The sequence below is a fragment of the Shewanella sp. DNRA4 genome (genome assembly GCF_012843185.1).
Lineage (GTDB): Bacteria > Pseudomonadota > Gammaproteobacteria > Enterobacterales > Shewanellaceae > Shewanella > Shewanella xiamenensis.
In genome coordinates this window covers 177,142-194,550 of the sequence record NZ_JABAIP010000009.1, presented here as the reverse complement: position 1 = coordinate 194,550, position 17,409 = coordinate 177,142, and the positions used below count along the sequence as shown (strand labels likewise).

Here is a 17,409-nt window from a genome sequence, read left to right as displayed (position 1 = left end):
AGGGTTATAGAGTGAGAGGAATATGGATTAACTTTAGGCAATAAATACGCAAGATACAAAAAAGCCGCAAAAATGCGGCTTTTTTGTGTTCGAAACAGCTTAGAACTGGTAGCTGTACTGTACTGAGTAGTACATACCGCTTGATTCAGTTACCGCGTTCACAGAGCCTGTGATTGCGCTGTTTTCAATCAGGTGAACTTCTTCACCCTTAATAAAGGCAATACCAAAGTCAAGGGTGTTTTGTGGATTGATGTGGTAGCTCATACCTGCTGTGTACCAGTTACGGTCAGAGTCTGGGAATGAAATCGAACTAATCTCGTCTACAACGCCTTGGTCATGCATATAACCCGCACGAACGGTGAATTGTTCGTTGATGGTGTAAGTACCACCTAAGCTGAATAACCATGAATCTTTCCATTGGTATTCTTTAAGGGCGATATCACCTACGCTTTTAGTGGCGTTTACAGCTGCAATTGTTGCTGTACCGTCTTTAGCTGTGATTTGATCAAAGTTGCCCCACTTACTGTATTGCGCGGTATAGTGCAGCGCAAATTTAGGCGTAATTTGATGGAAGCCCGCAACTTGGAAAATATCTGCTAGCGGCACATCTAAACTATCAAAACTGGTCGTAACAGGAACCGGACCCACACCAGGTATTGTTGTTGAGGTGATGGTGTTGATATCCCCTTCAACATTGACCGTTGGGCTGAAACGGTAGCTGATACCGAAGCGGTTATCTTTATCTAACTCAACTGTGGCACCCACGATACCACCAAATGCCCAGCCGTCTGCGTCTACGTCAACCAGAGGTGTTGCGCCCGCGTTACGGGTTAAACGACCCTCACCATAGACGGCATCTACACCCGCACCGATGCTGAACATATCGTTGATGCGGTAAGACACGCTGGCGTTAAAGTTGACCGTTGTTACTTCTGTTTCACCAAGCAGGTCGAAAGGCGCAGCAGGCTTGTTTTTAGACAAAGAGCTTGCGTCAGTACCTGTACCAAAGTTAGAGAATGCGGCAAAACCCACGGCGAATTTATCGTCGATAGGGTGGATGTAGAAAATGTTTGGGATAACTTTAGAGCTACCCGCATCATCGATGCTGCCTAAATCAACGGCACCACCTGCAAAATTAACGTCTTTAACGTCAACAGTAATATCGGCATAGGTTAAGCCGAAAGAGATCGCATCTTTATCAAATAATGCCATCGCTGCGGGGTTACGCGATAATACGGAAGCGTTGTCAGCAATAACAGCGTCACCAGCAAAAGCACGACCCATACCCGTGGCCGATTGACTGTTTAATTGGAAACCCGAAGCGAAAGTCTGTGAGCTCGCCAATGCAACAGCAACAGCAAGCAACGTCTTGTTGAATGATTTCATTATTATTCTCTCATTATTTTGATATTGGATTTTGTTCGGTCCTAGTTACCAGAACAACGCGCAAATCCTTTTATAGTCTTCGGCATGTTAGGGATTGTGTGTAATCTCAACAAGTCCGACCAGATTTGAAATTTGTTAAATTTCAGTTAATTAAAACTAAGTTGTACTTTAGCTTGAACGAATGGTCTGGCCAGATGCTTGGTATCTATGGCTTTTAATTGGTGAGGTGGTTTTAATTGAGGTTAATACTTTGTAATGAGGCGAAGGTTAATAAAATTATACAAATTGTAAAAAGCGTACACTTGTACGCTTTTTACAAGAAGAAGCGATATTCGGCGGTTATAACGCTGACTTAAATTGCTCAAATTCGGCGGTGATTTCATCGTTTGGTCGAGTGAATTTACTCACAATCACACCGGCGATAATGGCAAACATAAATCCGGGCAAAATTTCATATAAGTCAAAAATGCCGCCAGAAAGTTGCTTCCAAAACACCACGGTTAACGCACCGACGATAATCGTTGCGATAGCGCCATTACGGCTATAGTGCTTCCAAAACAGCGACAAAAGCACAACTGGGCCGAAGGCCGCACCAAATCCAGCCCACGCATAACTCACCAGGTTTAATACACTACTTTCAGGATTCAAGGCGATAACACCGGCAATCACTGCAATTGCAAGTACGCCCATGCGACCAACCATCATAAGTTCACGGTCATCTGCTTTAGGGCGTAACCATTTGCGGTAAAAGTCTTCGGTAATTACACTCGAGCACACCAATAATTGAGAATCAATGGTACTCATAATGGCCGATAAAATGGCCGCAATCAGTAAGCCTCCTATCCAAGGATTAAATGCCGCCTGAGCTAAGTGAATGAAGACAGTTTCGGCATTTGCGAGTGGTTCATTGGCAAAATACAATGATCCCGCCAAGCCTGTCGCTAGGGCACCGAGCAGGGATAAAATCATCCAGCTCATGGCAATACGGCGTGATGTGGGCAAAGCATCGACAGTGCCGATAGCCATAAAGCGCGACAATATATGTGGCTGACCAAAATAACCCAGACCCCAAGCCAAGAGCGATAACAACCCAATCACAGTGGTTTTATCGCTGATCAATGCCAGCATCGCAGGGTCTATAGATTCAATTCCGGCATGACTTTCGGGATTAGAAAATACCGCAAACGGGATGATCAGCAGGGCAATCAACATTAAACTGCCCTGAAAGAAGTCGGTCCAACTCACGGCAAAAAAACCGCCAATAAAGGTATAACCTACGATAATGGCTGAGCCTATTACCAAGGCTACGTTGTAATCTAAGCCAAAGACCTTTTCAAATAGAATGGCGCCGCCCACCATGCCAGAGGAGGCATAGAAGGTAAAAAACACCAGAATAGTGACCGCTGAAACCAGCTTGAGATAGCCCTGTTTATCGTGAAACCGTTTCTCGAAAAAGTCGGGTAGGGTGAGAGCGTTATCTGCTAATTGGGTATAAATGCGTAAGCGTTTTGCTACAAATAACCAGTTCAGCCAAGCACCTATCACTAAGCCAATACCAATCCACGCTTCACCTAAACCACCTAAATATACCGCGCCGGGTAAGCCTAACAGTAACCAACCTGACATATCGGAGGCGCCAACGCTGAGTGCGGTTACGGCGGGGCCCATTTTGCGGCCACCTAAAATATAATCATCCACAGTATCGGTAGCACGGTAAGCCCAAAATCCGATGCCCATCATCAATACTAAATAGCCAACAAATGTGATTAAAATTGGGGTTTCAATCGTCATATTGTTTTTATCCCATCTTGTTATTATTAAAAGTGGCAAGCATGCTACCAGATGTTTGAGCAAGAGCCCATTAGTAGATGGAGATGTGATCGAAATCCGACCTCCGATCGTGAAAAAATATCGGAGGTGGATTTAAGAAAGGTTTATATATTAGTTAGTTAGATAAAGGTATTGTTGATTTCGTCTTTTACAAAGCTAAGGTCTGCTTGATCCTCACCCACAAGCAAAATATAAGCATCGCGGGTTTCAAATCCCATTCCTTTATATTTACCATCGGCAAAGGTGTTATCCAGCACCATACGTTTTTCAATCGGCACAATAAACAGTGTGACTTTGCCTTTTTCTGCTTGTAAAACTAAATGCAGACTCTTAACACCTTGAAAATCACAGTAAGAGGTGTAGTAAACTTTGCCTGGTTGTTCGATAAATTTTGCATTTTGAAGGTTTTTCATCGAGGCAAGCTGCGCATTCACTTGGCTGAAATTGACATTCTGATCAACCTGCAACGCCACTCCTTCATGGTAGACATGGGCTAATGCATGCTCAGCTAAATCCACCGGACCTAAACGTAGCAGGCTAAAACTGATGCCCACGATAAAGGCTATAGAGGCAGCCATCGCCACTAAAAAGCCCGTTTGACGGCGCTGTTTGTGGTGTTGTTGTAGTTGTTGGCGTAGGATGAGTTTATCGGCTAAGTCTTCCGGTACTTCCACTTTTAAGGCTTGGTTGAGTTTAGCATCGAAGCGTTTAAGCTCAGAAACAAGGGCCTGATGCTCAGGTTTGGCACGCATTTGCTCAAGAAACTCTGGGTCTTGATTATGAGGATCTTCATAAGCTTGACGTCTAAATTTAAGCTCATCCATTGGATTGACCTCTTACCTCTGTTTTCTCAAGTAATTCTTTCAATTGGTTCCTCGCCCGAAATAAGCGCGTCATTACTGTGTTACGATTCAGTTCCAACAGTTCGGCGATTTCATCCCCACTAAAACCACCAATCAATTGCAGTAGTAATGGCTCTCGATATTCGATATCCAACTTAGCGATTTGCCTTCTCAACCAGTACTGCTCGGTTTGCTCTTCAGTGCTGGAGGCAATATGATCTTCTAAGCTGTCTTGCTCGACATCGGCGTAATCAAATTGTTTGCGCTCGAATCGACGGGCATTTTCACGTCTTAAAATCGTGATTAGCCAAGCCTTCGCCGCTTTATCATCCTGAAGGGAATCTAAAGAGCGCCACGCCCGCAAGAAGGTTTCTTGGGTTATATCTTCAGCAACCGGCTTATCACCGCACAACCAAAAGGCATAACGGAAAATATCGGCGTGCAGCGCCTTGACTAGGCTGTTGTATCGTCGTTGTTTACTCAGCATGTCAGAAGAGACCGCAGGCTCAACGGATTTCTTTCGCCAGTTAGTAAACATTTTTTTGATTTTTTCTTTTTATTTTACGATTCAAAATATTACACCTTATTCATTCGAGTAAGCCGTCGCGCCGTTTAGGATTAGCCGTTTGGATTTAGCGGCCATAATGGCGTAGATGGCTGTACCATGGTTTTTAGATTGCCGCTTTTTACCGCGCTTAACAATGCTTTTACCGCGTCAGCCAGTTGTGTACCGCTATTGGCTTTTCCGCCGTAGGCCAATGCTTGTAATTGGCGAATCGCCTCTGCTAATTCATTCGATTGCGCGGCAATTTTATCGAGCGTCATAGGGCGAGCGGCCTGCTCACTAAAGTATTGCTGTAATTGCTGCAAAATATCGCTGACATGACCTCTAGCGCAGGCCTGCTCCAAGCCTTTAAGACCATTGCCAAGGACGAGTGGTTGAGGTTGAACCTGAGTGTTAACACGCGTTTGGCGCTTAAGTGCACGGCGCCAAGCAACCAAGGTCACGCCCCATGCAATCAATGTTACTAGCCATAGCAGGGCAAACAGATTGGCGCTCCAACTACCTTCATTGCGGGTGCTGGTATTTGCTTGCCAGTTGGGTTCGATGGGCGTATCGACCACGGCGCCACCTTTTACTTCAATAGTGCGAGCGGGCAGGGTCGCGATTTCTTGGCGTTTAAGATGTGGATTCCACCAAGGTACTTTCACTTCAGGTAAGGTAAAAGTGCCTGCTTTACTGGGCACAATCGCTGAGGTAATACTGTATTGGGACACTATCTGCGCGTCACGCACAAAGCTCTGGCGCTGGGGTTTTTCGGGATAGGATTTGAGCTCTGGCGGCAGCCCTTGCACAATATCCGGTAGACTATTCTCATCGGCATTGGATGCCAACAATGTGATTGTGCGGGTAATGGGACTACCAACAGTAAACTCTTTTACATCCTCAGGAAAACTCTCTTTTAATACTACCAAGTCGGCTACAAGCCATTGCCCAAGGAAGCTTGCTGGGGCCGGATTTACTTGAATGCTTAAGGACGGCGCACCTGCTTGCATAGGACGGCTTTCATTAAAGCCAAACATGCCACCGCGGCGTTGTGATTCTACTAATACATCACCAGAAAAGGTGGCGCCTTTAATGTTCACTTGGCCGGGCAAATCGGGAATGATGCCATAGGTGCGCTCAATGACGCGGTAACGACGGCCATCGATGATCTCCGATCCGTCTTTATCTTCGCCAATTTGCTTAATCTGCGCGCCTTCGATAACGGGGGCATTGAGTACACCGCGTTGTAGTTCGACCGCAAGGTAGAGCTTCACTTTATAGGTGATAAGCTGGCCGACGTAGGCCTCATCACTCGATACCTTAGCATCGATAAACAGATTCTTAGCCTGCTCAGGTTGCGCACCGGCTTCGACTACTTTGAGGGGAATTTCGGCGGAGCTGACGCCATCAATACTAAAAGATGGAATGGTCAGTTGACCCTTATGCTTTGGCGCTAGCAGCACTTGCCAGCGGGTTTCTTTAACCGCGTCAAAGTTCATGATCTGAGTGCTGCGGCTCACGCTGGTGCGACCCACAATAAAATCCTTTAGCAGGATGGAGGTGTCGAGTTTACCTGTGTCGACCTCATCGTCGGCACTGACATTGAGCACAAAGTACTCTCCCTCCATTACTGGATTGCGATCGACCGACGCCTCGAGTTTGCTCAGGGCAAAGGCGGGATTGATAACCGCGATGCAAAGAATGAGGAGGATAAAAAATTGTCTGATTACCACTGTTCGTTATCCCTTGATATTTGGCCATTTTGACGGCGTTTTTGATATTCGAGTTGCATCTTGTTTCGCAGCAACACCTGCGGATCTTCACTCACGCCTCGCAGGGCTCGCTGCATCTCCGCGGGCAAAGGTTCACTGTTACTGGGCGGGGCTTCTAGTGTTTCACTGATGGCGGTTTCAGTGTCTTTATCTGCCTGCGACTGTTTCTCTTTATCCGCTTTTTGCGCTAGGGCTTGTTGTTCTTGCTCAGTGTTGGACTTATCATCCGCGACCTTTGCCTGCATTTGGGCTTCGTTGCTGGCTTGCTCTTCTGCATTATCTTCAGCATTGTTATCGGCGCTATTTTGCTGATTGGCTTCTTGCTGTGCCTGCTGTTGTTCATTTTTAGCTTCTTGCTGATCTCGTTGTGCTTTATCAGCATCTTGCTGTTTATCCTGCGCGCCTGGCTCAGCATTATCCTGCTGCTCGGATGAAGTGTCTTGATCCTGCGACGGTTTTTCGTCCGCTTGGTCGGCATTATTTTGCTGTTGGGACTGTTGCTCTTGAGACTGCTCTTGAGCTTGGTCGTTTTGCGAGGATTGCTGATCTTGCTGCTGGTTTTGTCCTTGCGGCTGATCGTTTTGGTTCTGTCCCTGTTGGTTTTGGTCGCCCTGAGACTGCGGATCTTGGTTGTCAGCATTTTGCTGGGATTGTTGCTGATCCAGCAGTTTTTCCGCTAACTCAAGGTTGGCCTTGGCCTGTGGGAAATCGGGTTGCTTGTCGAGCGCTGCTTGGTACCGTTCTTTAGCTTTATCGGGTTTGCCCATTTGCATCAGCGCGTTGCCTTGGTTATAAAGCCCATTCGCTGAATTATCTTGCTCAAAGGTTTTTAGCGCTTGTTCGAAATTGCCTGCCTTATATTGTGCAGCGCCTTGCCATTGGGGCGTCTCGAATTTTTGAGCGGCATTGGCATAGTCCTCGGCTTGGTAAGCCTGCATCGCTTGCTGCTCTTGGGTGTGCCAGAGCGAATCCCAGGCGCTGGCGTGGGCGTTTTGCGGCAATGCGCCGAATAATAAACCAGTTAATCCCATCAACAGCCAGTTGGCGAGCATACCTTGCTTAAAGCTCAGCAGGGCAGGAATGAGTAAGAATAAGGCGAGGTAAGGGCCGAGATCCTGCCAGGTTTCACCATCGAGATCCGTGGCTTTGGCATCACCACTATCGCTTAACCAATGTTGAAGTTGGACAAGATCCTCACCATCGGCGCGATTGGGGATCATTGTGCCATTATGGTTATCGGCTAATTTTTGCAGCAAGCCAAAGTCGGTTTTCGCGACGACAACCTCATTACTGCTATCTCGTTGTAGTTGACCATCGGGTAAGCGAATTGGTGCGCCTTGGGGGCTACCAAATCCCATAATCGCGAGGCGATATTGGCTGCCTGATAAGGCTGAGTTGGCCTCATCGAATTGTTTAGGCGTGATGCCATCCGTCATCACAATAATATCGCCACGAAGATGTCCACCCTGTGCCAGCAGGTTTTTGGCTTGGGTTAATGCTGCGGCTAAGTTTGACCCTAGCACGGGCATTATCTCAGGGCTTAAGGTGGGTAATAAATTGAGTAGTGTGCCCGTATCGCGGGTTAAGGGGCTTATGGTAAAGGCATCGCCGGCGAAGGCGATGAGCCCGGTTTCCCCTTCTTTTAGGCCGCGTAATAAATCCGTCGCCCTAAACTTGGCTTGGGTTAAACGGTTAGGTGCCAAATCGGTGGCAAACATGGAGACGGACATATCCATCACCAGCACTCGGCCTTGCTCCGCGGCGAAGACGGGCAAAGATTGTTTATTGAGGGCGGGTCCCGCTAACGCTAACACGGCGATAAACCAAGAAAAGGCCAAGATATACAGCGGCCTGCGGGACTTTTGCGAACCTTCTGTGACTAACATTTTGGCCAAATGTGGCGCAATATAACGATTCCATGCACTGTTAGTTGCATGCTGGCGCCAAAGCGTCCATAAAATAATCCCTAACGGCAATAGGGCGAGTAACCATTCAGGACGAATAAAATGCAGGCTCATTAACGGACATTCCCCCGCGGTGAGGCGGATAAAACAAGGGTTTTAGCGCGAGTAAAAAACGGTAACTGCGCTAGTGCAATCCAGAGACTGGTGAGAAGTGCTAATGCGAGCGGCCAGTAAAATAGCTCCGCTTGAGGGCGATAACTGAGTTGATCGCGGCTAACGGGTTCAAGTTTATCGATTTCTTGATAAATCTGCTCTAACTCCTGACTATTACGGGCGCGGAAATAGCGGCCGTGGGTGACATCGGCAATCTGCTGCAGTTGGTTTTCATCCAAATCCATTGACGGATTGACGCGCTCACGACCAAAGAGGGTGCGTCTTTCCATGACATCGGCGCCCACGCCAACGGTATAAATCGTCACTTTACGATTGGCGGCAATTTGGGCCGCTTGCTCAGGATCGATATTGCCGGCGTTGTTTGAACCGTCAGTCAATAAAATCAATACTCTGTTACTCTCATCCATTTTATCGAAACGTTTTACCGCGAGTGCAATCGATTCGCCGATCGCCGTTTGTTTACCAACGAGGCCGATTTGGGCCTCTTTTAAAAACTGGGCAACGGAACGTCTATCTTGAGTCAGTGGTGCCTGTAAATAGGCGTGATCGGCAAATAGAATCAAACCGATACGATCGCCTTTGCGGCGTTCAATAAACTCACTGACCACGTGTTGGATGAGGGTAAAACGGTCGACCACTTTGCCGTCGATCACCATATCTTCAATCTGCATACTGCCGGATAAATCCACCGCCAGCATGAGATCGCGACCTTGGCTAGGGAGCTCAATTGGATCACCAAGCCATTGTGGACGGGCGATAGCAAGCACTAACAAGCACCACATTAACCAATAGCGTTTACGGCTTTGACGGTTGTGGCTAGTGATATTGGCCTTGCCCGTTTGACTAATACCGGGCAGTTGCAGGCGCGCACCTTCGGCATGTACTGATTGCCGACGCCAAAAAATAAAAGGTAAAGGCAGTAAAATCAATGCAAAAGGCCAGGCTAAAGTTAACATTGCTCCTCCGCAGGCTTTGCTGGAGCCGGTGTTAATGCTGCTGACGTAGCCGGGTTTGGCTTTGTAGCCGCGTGCATTATCGGTGCGCTTAATTTGGCTTTTGAGGCAAACCAGCTGCGGGCGAGGGCCTGTAACTCACGGGCCTCGTCAGCGCTTAGTGGTTTAGCCTGATGACGCTTTTCCAATAAGGGTCCAATGCGGCCGCGCTGTTTTGCGAGCAAATGGCTATCTAACCAAGTTGCCCAAGCGGGGCCATCGAGTTTTGCTATTTCTTCTCTTGGTAAGTAACTCAGTGCAGTTCGTTTTAATAGCTGATTGACTTCCGAGGCGTACTGGCTTGAATTGGGGTCAAGTACTGCAAACAAACCTTGGGCGGTTTTTTTCGGCGCGAAGTAAGCGGCGCGTTTTTTAAGCCAAAGGATTGCGCTGATGATTAGTACCAGTAGGATAGCAAGTACTAACCAATAGCCTACGGCCCATGGCCAAGCGCCAATGGGATCGGGGAGAATAATATCCTGCAAATCCGCCAACATGGGATTTGGCGTTACAGCCTTATCCGAGGCTGGCGGTAAAGTTTGTGGGTTCACGCTTTGGACTCACTTATTCTTTCTGTTCATTGTCAACTGAATTGCTTCTCTGCCATGTGGTTACTGCAGTAATGCTAATTGCTCTGCAAGCGGTAAGCCTGCATCGATAAATTGGGTGTGTACCCTAAGCTTTTGCATCATGGTAATAAAGTCATTCTGTTGCTGGTGTTGCAGCGCAAGCCACGCCTGATAGCTATGGCGAGTCAACACTAAGTCTTGCTCCCCATCTCGGACGGGTAAACTGAACTGTTTAGGCAAATTCAGGTTACCTTGCCTCAAAGGGTCTGTTATCAAATACGCGCCAATATCACAGTGGCGTTTGAGTTCTGTCAGCGGCGCGATACATTGCGGCGTAAAATGGCTGCCATCGGTGATGATCCAAATTAATGAGCCCGGTTTAGCGATGCGTTGTAACCGCTGGCAGGCGCGCAGGATATGATCAGGATCGCGCGGATGACTGCCGAGCTGATTGAGTTGCTGCTCGTGCACTCGGCGCAGGCCTGAAATGAGCTGCAATATCCCTTGGCGGCGACTGCGGGGTTTTAATTCAAGGTGCTCCGATTCGCAGGCGATTAAGGCGCCGAGTCGGTCGCCGTGGTTAATTGCGTTCCAGCCAAGCGTGGTAGCCAGATGCCCCGCTTGAACCGACTGTAACAGCAAACTCGAGCCAAAATACAGACTCTGGCTTAAATCGAGCAGCAGCAGAATAGGGCGCTCGCGCTCTTCGATAAAGAGTTTGGTGTGGGTTTGCCCAGTGCGGGCGGTGACGCGCCAATCTATGGTGCGGACATCATCACCTTGCTGATAATGGCGCACTTCGGCAAATTCCATCCCGCGGCCTTTGATTAGACTGCTGCGATGACCTGCCAGATTGGCGCGTGCTCGGCTGTGACGCTCTGGGATCGCCCGAGCTATGGTCTGGCAGGCGAGCAGTTCCTTCTCGGTTAAATGCAACCCGTCGGCAAACAAGGGCAAACCATTAAGAGGTAAGCCATGTTGTGCAACATCATTATATAGGGATGCGTTTAGCGCACTGTTATTCATTCAAAGTCACTCATTTAAAGCCATTTATTTAACTTAACGTTAGTTTGTTCGCCACCTGAACACATAGCTATGGGACTGTTTTATGGCGTTCAGTTCTAAGGCACGGCGACTTGAGTCAAAATATGGTTAATCACTTGGTCGCGGCTGACCCCTTCGGCCTGCGCTTGATAGCTCAGCAGCAGTCTGTGCCTTAATACATTGGGCGCAACAGCTTGAATATCCTCGGGAGAGACAAAATCGCGCTCGTGTAACCAGGCTCTGGCGCGGGCGCAGCGTTCAAGCGAAATCGTCGCACGAGGACTCACACCGTACTCTAACCATTTGGTCAGTTCGTCGCTGTAACGCGCGGGTTGGCGGGTTGCCATAATAATTTCGACTATGTATTTCTCTAGCGGCTCAGCTAGATAGATTTCCATTGCTTCATCACGGGCGGCAAAAATATCCGCTTGAGCAATCGGCTCAGTGGTTGGCAACTCGTGGGTGAGTGCTTCCTTACGGGATTGACGCAAGATTTCGATCTCGGTGTCGCCACTTGGGTAATCCAAATTCAGGTGCATTAAAAAACGGTCGAGCTGAGCTTCGGGCAGCGGATAAGTGCCTTCGTTTTCCAAGGGGTTTTGCGTTGCCATCACTAAAAATAACGGTGGCAATTGATAACTATTTTTTCCCACGGTCACTTGACCTTCCGCCATGGCCTCTAATAACGCCGACTGCACTTTAGCGGGGGCGCGGTTGATTTCATCGGCGAGGATCAGGTTATGGAAAATTGGACCAGCTTCAAATTCAAAGGTACCGGTTTGGGAGCGATAGATATCCGTTCCTGTTAAGTCGGCAGGCAGCAAGTCAGGGGTAAATTGGATCCGGTGAAAATCGCCTTCAACTCCGTCGCAAAGGGCTTTAACCGCGCGGGTTTTGGCAAGTCCTGGTGGACCTTCTACTAATAAATGGCCATTGGCGATGAGGGCAATGAGCAGATTTTCGGTCAGCACTGGCTGCCCTAAAACAACCTTATTTAGGTAAGTGCGTAATGCATGGAAGCGACTCAAAGGCATGATGCTACTCGTTTTTAGGTTGAAAATATCAATTGAAAATACGTGTGTGGGCTTAAGACAACGAATATGGTAAAGAATTCCCTAAGGGTTTGGCTAGTGTTAAAAAAACAAACAGGTGTTTAAAACTTGCTGACAAGAAGTTAGAATCAGATCACACTTTAATGGTCAGACCTGTTATTAGGCTTTTTTGGTGCCAAACAGCAGGGCAAACATGGAAATCGATAGCGCCGCCTGAAATCTCTCAGCGATAGCGCACATAAAGAGGGTGACAAATGAGTGATAGACAACAGGTAACTAATGCAAAGGGTGAGCGTATCGCTATTGTGGCGGGCTTAAGAACGCCATTTGCGAAACAGGCGACCGCATTCCACGGAGTATCGGCGCTCGATATGGGTAAAATGGTGGTTAACGAACTGCTTGTTCGTAGCGAACTGGATCCTAAATTGATTGAGCAACTCGTGTATGGTCAGGTGGTACAAATGCCTGCGGCACCGAATATTGCCCGTGAAATCGTATTAGGAACGGGTATGAATGTCTCAACCGATGCCTATAGCGTGACCCGTGCCTGTGCGACCAGTTTTCAATCTGCGGTGAATGTGGCCGAGTCAATTATGACGGGCAATATCGACATCGGGATTGCCGGCGGTGCCGACTCTTCTTCTGTATTACCTATTGGTGTGTCTAAAAAGCTCGCCCATGCCTTAGTCGATCTGAATAAAGCCCGCAGTTTTGGCCAAAAATTACAGATTTTCCGCCGTCTAGGCATTAAAGATTTATTGCCAGTACCACCTGCCGTTGCCGAGTATTCAACTGGATTGTCCATGGGACAAACCGCAGAGCAAATGGCCAAGACTTACAATATTAGCCGCGCCGATCAAGATGCGCTGGCGCACCGCTCCCACACGCTGGCGAGTGAAACTTGGGCTTCAGGCCATTTACGTGACGAAGTGATGGTGGCCCATGTTCCACCCTACAAACAGTTTATTGAGCGCGATAATAATATTCGTGAAAACTCCGATTTAGCCTCTTACGCCAAACTGCGTCCCGCTTTCGATAAAAAGCATGGCAGTGTGACGGCCGCTAACAGTACGCCGCTGACCGATGGCGCCTCGGCGATCATTTTGATGAGTGAAGGCCGTGCTAAAGCTTTAGGTTATCAACCAATTGGTTACATTAAGAGCTACGCATTTACCGCCATTGATGTATGGCAAGACATGCTCATGGGCCCATCCTATGCAACGCCATTGGCATTAAAGCGCGCTGGCATGGAATTAGAGGATTTAACCCTCATCGAAATGCATGAAGCTTTTGCAGCGCAAACCCTAGCGAATATGCAGATGTTTGCCTCAAAGAAATTTGCCGAAGAAAAACTTGGCCGCAACCGCGCCATTGGCGACATCGATATGAGCAAATTTAACGTGCTCGGTGGTTCTTTAGCCTATGGCCATCCATTTGCGGCTACAGGTACGCGTTTAATCACTCAGGTTTGTCGTGAACTTAAACGTCGTGGCGGCGGAACGGGCCTGGCAACTGCCTGTGCTGCGGGTGGTCTTGGTGCTGCAATGATTGTGGAAGTGGAGTAATGGCGATGGAAAAGACATTTAATTTAACCCGCCGTGAAGACGGTATCGCCATTCTAACGATGGACGTACCCGGCGAAACCATGAATACCCTCAAGGCAGAGTTTGGCCCTGAGATCAGTGAGATCCTGTCTGAGATTAAACGTGATAGTAGTATCCGTGGCCTAGTGCTGATTTCGGGCAAAAAAGATTCATTTGTTGCCGGTGCTGATATCTCTATGCTCGATGCTTGCCAAACGGCGGGCGATGCCAAAGCCTTATCCCAGCAAGGGCATGTGGTGTTTAACGAGTTAGAAGCCTTGAATATCCCTGTGGTTGCAGCTATTCATGGCGCCTGTTTAGGAGGCGGTTTAGAGCTTGCGCTTGCCTGTCATCAACGTGTATGCAGTGATGATGGCAAGACCATGCTGGGCGTACCCGAAGTGCAACTCGGTTTATTACCCGGTGGTGGTGGTACTCAGCGTTTGCCTCGTTTAGTGGGGATCACCACTGCGCTAGATATGATGTTGACGGGTAAACAAATTCGTCCGAAACAAGCGTTAAAGATGGGTTTAGTTAACGATGTGGTGCCACAGACTATTTTACTGCAAACCGCAGTGGAGATGGCGCTCGCGGGTAAAAAAACAGCTAAGCCAGTTAAAAAATCACTAGTAAACCAATTGCTTGAAGGTACTGGCTTTGGTCGCAACATTATTTTTGATCAAGCCGCTAAGCAAGTCGCTAAGAAAACCCAAGGGAACTACCCCGCGCCTGCAAAAATTATTGATTGCGTGCGTCAAGGTATGGCGAAGGGAATGCAAAAAGGGCTTGAGGTAGAAGCCAGCCATTTTGCTGAACTGGTGGTGTCGAAAGAATCTGAAGCGCTGCGCAGTATTTTCTTTGCAACCACAGAGATGAAGAAAGAAACCGGCGCCGAAGGGGCTACGCCACGTAAAGTCAAAAAAGCCGTGATCTTAGGGGGCGGTTTGATGGGCGGTGGTATTGCTTCGGTAACGACGACTAAGGCTAAAATCCCTGCGCGGGTAAAAGACATTAACGAAAAGGGCTTAAGCAACGCGCTTTCCTACGCCTATAAGTTATTGGATAAAGGCGTTAAACGTCGTCATATGACGCCAGCTGCACGCGACAATTTAATGGCGCTGATGACTACAACCACTGAGTATAAAGGCGTTAAAGATGCCGACATCGTTGTGGAAGCGGTATTTGAGGATTTAGCGCTCAAACATCAAATGGTAAAAGACATTGAGCGTGAATGCGGTGAGCACACGATTTTTGCGTCTAACACCTCATCGTTACCCATTGGTCAAATTGCACAAGCGGCTAGCCGTCCTGAAAATGTGATTGGCTTACATTACTTCTCGCCAGTAGAAAAAATGCCGCTGGTGGAAGTGATTGCCCACGCCAAAACCTCCCCAGAAACCATTGCCACCACGGTTGCCTTTGCCCGTAAACAGGGTAAAACACCAATCGTAGTACAAGATGGTGCGGGGTTTTATGTTAACCGCATCCTCGCGCTTTATATGAACGAAGCCGCACAATTGCTGCTAGAAGGGCAAAGTGTTGAACATCTCGATAAAGCGTTAGTGAAGTTTGGTTTCCCCGTTGGCCCTATCACTTTGCTTGATGAAGTCGGTATTGATGTGGGCGCTAAAATCGCTCCCATTCTTGAAAAAGAGCTTGGCGAACGTTTTAAAGCCCCAGCTGCTTTCGACAAGCTGTTAAGCGACGATAGAAAGGGCCGTAAAAACGGCAAAGGTTTTTATCAGTATGGTGTTGCCAGCAAGAAAAAAGCCGTCGATGAAAGTGTGTATGGCGTATTAGGCATCAAGCCTGGTGTCGATAAAGAAATGAGCGCGGTAGCGGAACGCTGTGTAGTGCAAATGCTGAATGAAGCTGTGCGCTGCTTAGATGAAGGCATTATTGCCTCACCGCGCGATGGTGATATTGGCGCCATCTTTGGTATTGGTTTCCCACCATTCTTAGGTGGCCCATTCCATTATATCGATACTTTAGGCGCGGATAACTTAGTCAAAATACTTGAACGTTATCAAACGCAATATGGCGATCGATTTGAGCCTTGCCCACGCCTTAAGGCGATGGCGGCAGAAAAAGCTCGCTTCTTCTAATACTTAGATGTTTTGGTTAAAAAAGCGGCAATGCTATGCCGCTTTTTTATTGCCTCAAGGCTAAGTTTTGCCTAAAAAACGTTCACATTTATTGGGGGGATCTTGTATTATGGCGTCCTATTACGGCAGTTGTGCTGTTATACCGTATGTGCATATCTGATGTTGATTAATGCTTATAAGTAGCCTCGCTCGGAGTCCATTTGTATAGCAAACTGCTATTTTTTGATTTGCACATAATGACTTAGTCGATTAAAGAGGTTGCTGTGGGATTGATGTTTTATATAGTTGCTGCCTTGTCGGTGAGTTGTTCGTGGTGTTTTGGGATTGCGGCTTTTAGAGCTGGGTTAACGGTAAGCTATTGGGCTGTAATGGGATTTATACTAGGGCCCTTAGCATTTCCACTCTTTTCCTCCCATAAGCGTATTGCACTAAGAAGAGTGTGTCAGAGTTCTGACGGAAGTCTAACCGCTTAATATAGATATGATTTGTCGTAAATGTGACTAATAAAAAAGGAGCTTGATGCTCCTTTTTTATTGGTCTAGGCCGCGCGCTAGCTGAGTAGCTCTAGACTATCTAAACGATAATGTTTCCACATTTAGATGGAATTAATTCCACCAACCCTTTGCTGGGATCACTTCAAGGTGGTTTAAGCCTTCTGGTAATTTTACTTTTTTACGAACAGGCTTTGCGAAACCAAGTGCTTTTTTGATTGAATTTAACATATCTCTCTCCTTAGTTCAGAAGATTAGGCAAGATCAATATTTATGAATTTGACATTTGGAGCACCTGCAAGCTGAACAGGCTTGAATTTGACATTTGGGGCACCTGCAAGCTCAACAGGCTTGAATTTCACATTGGGGGCACCAGCGAGTTCAACAGGCTTGAATTTCACATTGGGGGCACCAGCAAGTTCAATAGGCTTGAACTTCACATTTGGAGCTCCAGCGAGTTCAATAGGCTTGAATTTCACATTGGGGGCACCAGCGAGTTCAACAGGCTTGAATTTCACATTGGGGGCACCTGCAAGTTCAACAGGCTTGAATATGACATTTGGGGCACCTGCAAGTTCAATAGGCTTGAATTTCACATTGGGGGCACCAGCAAGTTCAATAGGCTTGAATTTCACATTTGGAGCTCCAGTGAGTTCAACAGGCTTGAATTTCACATTGGGGGCACCTGCAAGTTCAACAGGCTTGAATTTGACATTTGGGGCACCTGCAAGCTCAACAGGCTTGAATTTCACATTGGGGGCACCAGCGAGTTCAACAGGCTTGAATTTCACATTGGGGGCACCAGCAAGTTCAATAGGCTTGAACTTCACATTTGGAGCTCCAGCGAGTTCAATAGGCTTGAATTTCACATTGGGGGCACCAGCGAGTTCAACAGGCTTGAATTTCACATTGGGGGCACCTGCAAGTTCAACAGGTTTGAATTTCAAATTGAGGGCACCATCAAGTTCAATAGGTTTGAACTTCACATTTGGAGCTCCAGCGAGTTCAACAGATTTAAACTTCACATTTGGAGCACCTTCCAGTGCATTAGCGTTTGAAACCAAGCCAATAGTAGATAGAAATGCTGCAGTTAGAATTCCTTTCATCGTTTTATCTCT

Annotated in this window: 13 protein-coding genes; 2 read left to right on the top strand and 11 right to left on the bottom strand. The window is 47.5% G+C overall.

Translation table 11 applies throughout. The features are described 5' to 3' along the window. Positions 1-99: 99 nt before the first annotated feature. The 10 genes from HG547_RS11700 to HG547_RS11655 all read right to left on the bottom strand — a co-directional run bounded on the left by HG547_RS11700 (position 100) and on the right by HG547_RS11655 (position 12,094). On the bottom strand, positions 100-1,386 hold the full coding sequence (locus HG547_RS11700; RefSeq protein ID WP_169547921.1) for an OmpP1/FadL family transporter: 1,287 nt from the start codon (positions 1,384-1,386) through the stop codon (positions 100-102). A 339-nt stretch (positions 1,387-1,725) separates the two neighbouring features. Beyond that, positions 1,726-3,177: a sodium/proline symporter PutP gene (gene putP, locus HG547_RS11695; protein ID WP_169547920.1), complete on the bottom strand. Its 1,452-nt coding sequence runs from the start codon at positions 3,175-3,177 to the stop codon at positions 1,726-1,728. A 158-nt stretch (positions 3,178-3,335) separates the two neighbouring features. Next, entirely contained in the window at positions 3,336-4,040 is a 705-nt protein-coding gene (locus tag HG547_RS11690; RefSeq protein ID WP_037420207.1) for a DUF3379 domain-containing protein, read from the bottom strand. Further along, a complete protein-coding gene (locus tag HG547_RS11685; protein ID WP_037420204.1) occupies positions 4,033-4,596 on the bottom strand; it encodes a sigma-70 family RNA polymerase sigma factor in 564 nt (187 codons plus the stop codon). The genes HG547_RS11690 and HG547_RS11685 overlap by 8 nt, the downstream gene beginning before the upstream one ends. Before the next feature lie 80 nt (positions 4,597-4,676). Continuing rightward, positions 4,677-6,338, bottom strand: a complete 1,662-nt coding sequence (locus HG547_RS11680; protein ID WP_169547919.1) for a BatD family protein — start codon at positions 6,336-6,338, stop codon at positions 4,677-4,679. Then, positions 6,332-8,395 (bottom strand): VWA domain-containing protein, encoded by a 2,064-nt coding sequence (locus tag HG547_RS11675; RefSeq protein ID WP_169547918.1) that lies wholly within the window; start codon positions 8,393-8,395, stop codon positions 6,332-6,334. The genes HG547_RS11680 and HG547_RS11675 overlap by 7 nt, the downstream gene beginning before the upstream one ends. Beyond that, the gene (locus HG547_RS11670; RefSeq protein WP_169547917.1) at positions 8,395-9,411 is read right to left on the bottom strand and encodes a VWA domain-containing protein; all 1,017 of its coding nucleotides are present in this window, start codon (positions 9,409-9,411) and stop codon (positions 8,395-8,397) included. The genes HG547_RS11675 and HG547_RS11670 overlap by 1 nt, the downstream gene beginning before the upstream one ends. Further along, complete coding sequence (locus HG547_RS11665) at positions 9,405-9,998, bottom strand: DUF4381 domain-containing protein (RefSeq protein ID WP_169547916.1); 594 nt, start codon at positions 9,996-9,998, stop codon at positions 9,405-9,407. The genes HG547_RS11670 and HG547_RS11665 overlap by 7 nt, the downstream gene beginning before the upstream one ends. A gap of 60 nt (positions 9,999-10,058) precedes the next feature. Continuing rightward, entirely contained in the window at positions 10,059-11,042 is a 984-nt protein-coding gene (locus HG547_RS11660) for a DUF58 domain-containing protein (RefSeq protein WP_169547915.1), read from the bottom strand. Between the two features lie 95 nt (positions 11,043-11,137). Beyond that, positions 11,138-12,094, bottom strand: a complete 957-nt coding sequence (locus HG547_RS11655) for a MoxR family ATPase (RefSeq protein WP_099458378.1) — start codon at positions 12,092-12,094, stop codon at positions 11,138-11,140. Positions 12,095-12,366: 272 nt separating this feature from the next. On the opposite strand from HG547_RS11655, the gene fadI reads away from it, so the two are divergent. Together fadI and fadJ are read left to right on the top strand one after the other, a co-directional pair. Beyond that, complete coding sequence (gene fadI, locus HG547_RS11650) at positions 12,367-13,677, top strand: acetyl-CoA C-acyltransferase FadI (RefSeq protein ID WP_169547914.1); 1,311 nt, start codon at positions 12,367-12,369, stop codon at positions 13,675-13,677. 5 nt (positions 13,678-13,682) lie between these two features. Next, entirely contained in the window at positions 13,683-15,800 is a 2,118-nt protein-coding gene (fadJ, locus tag HG547_RS11645; protein WP_037420294.1) for a fatty acid oxidation complex subunit alpha FadJ, read from the top strand. Positions 15,801-16,545: 745 nt separating this feature from the next. Here the strand turns inward: fadJ and HG547_RS11640 are convergent. Next, complete coding sequence (locus HG547_RS11640; protein ID WP_248278738.1) at positions 16,546-17,397, bottom strand: hypothetical protein; 852 nt, start codon at positions 17,395-17,397, stop codon at positions 16,546-16,548. Positions 17,398-17,409 lie beyond the last annotated feature (12 nt).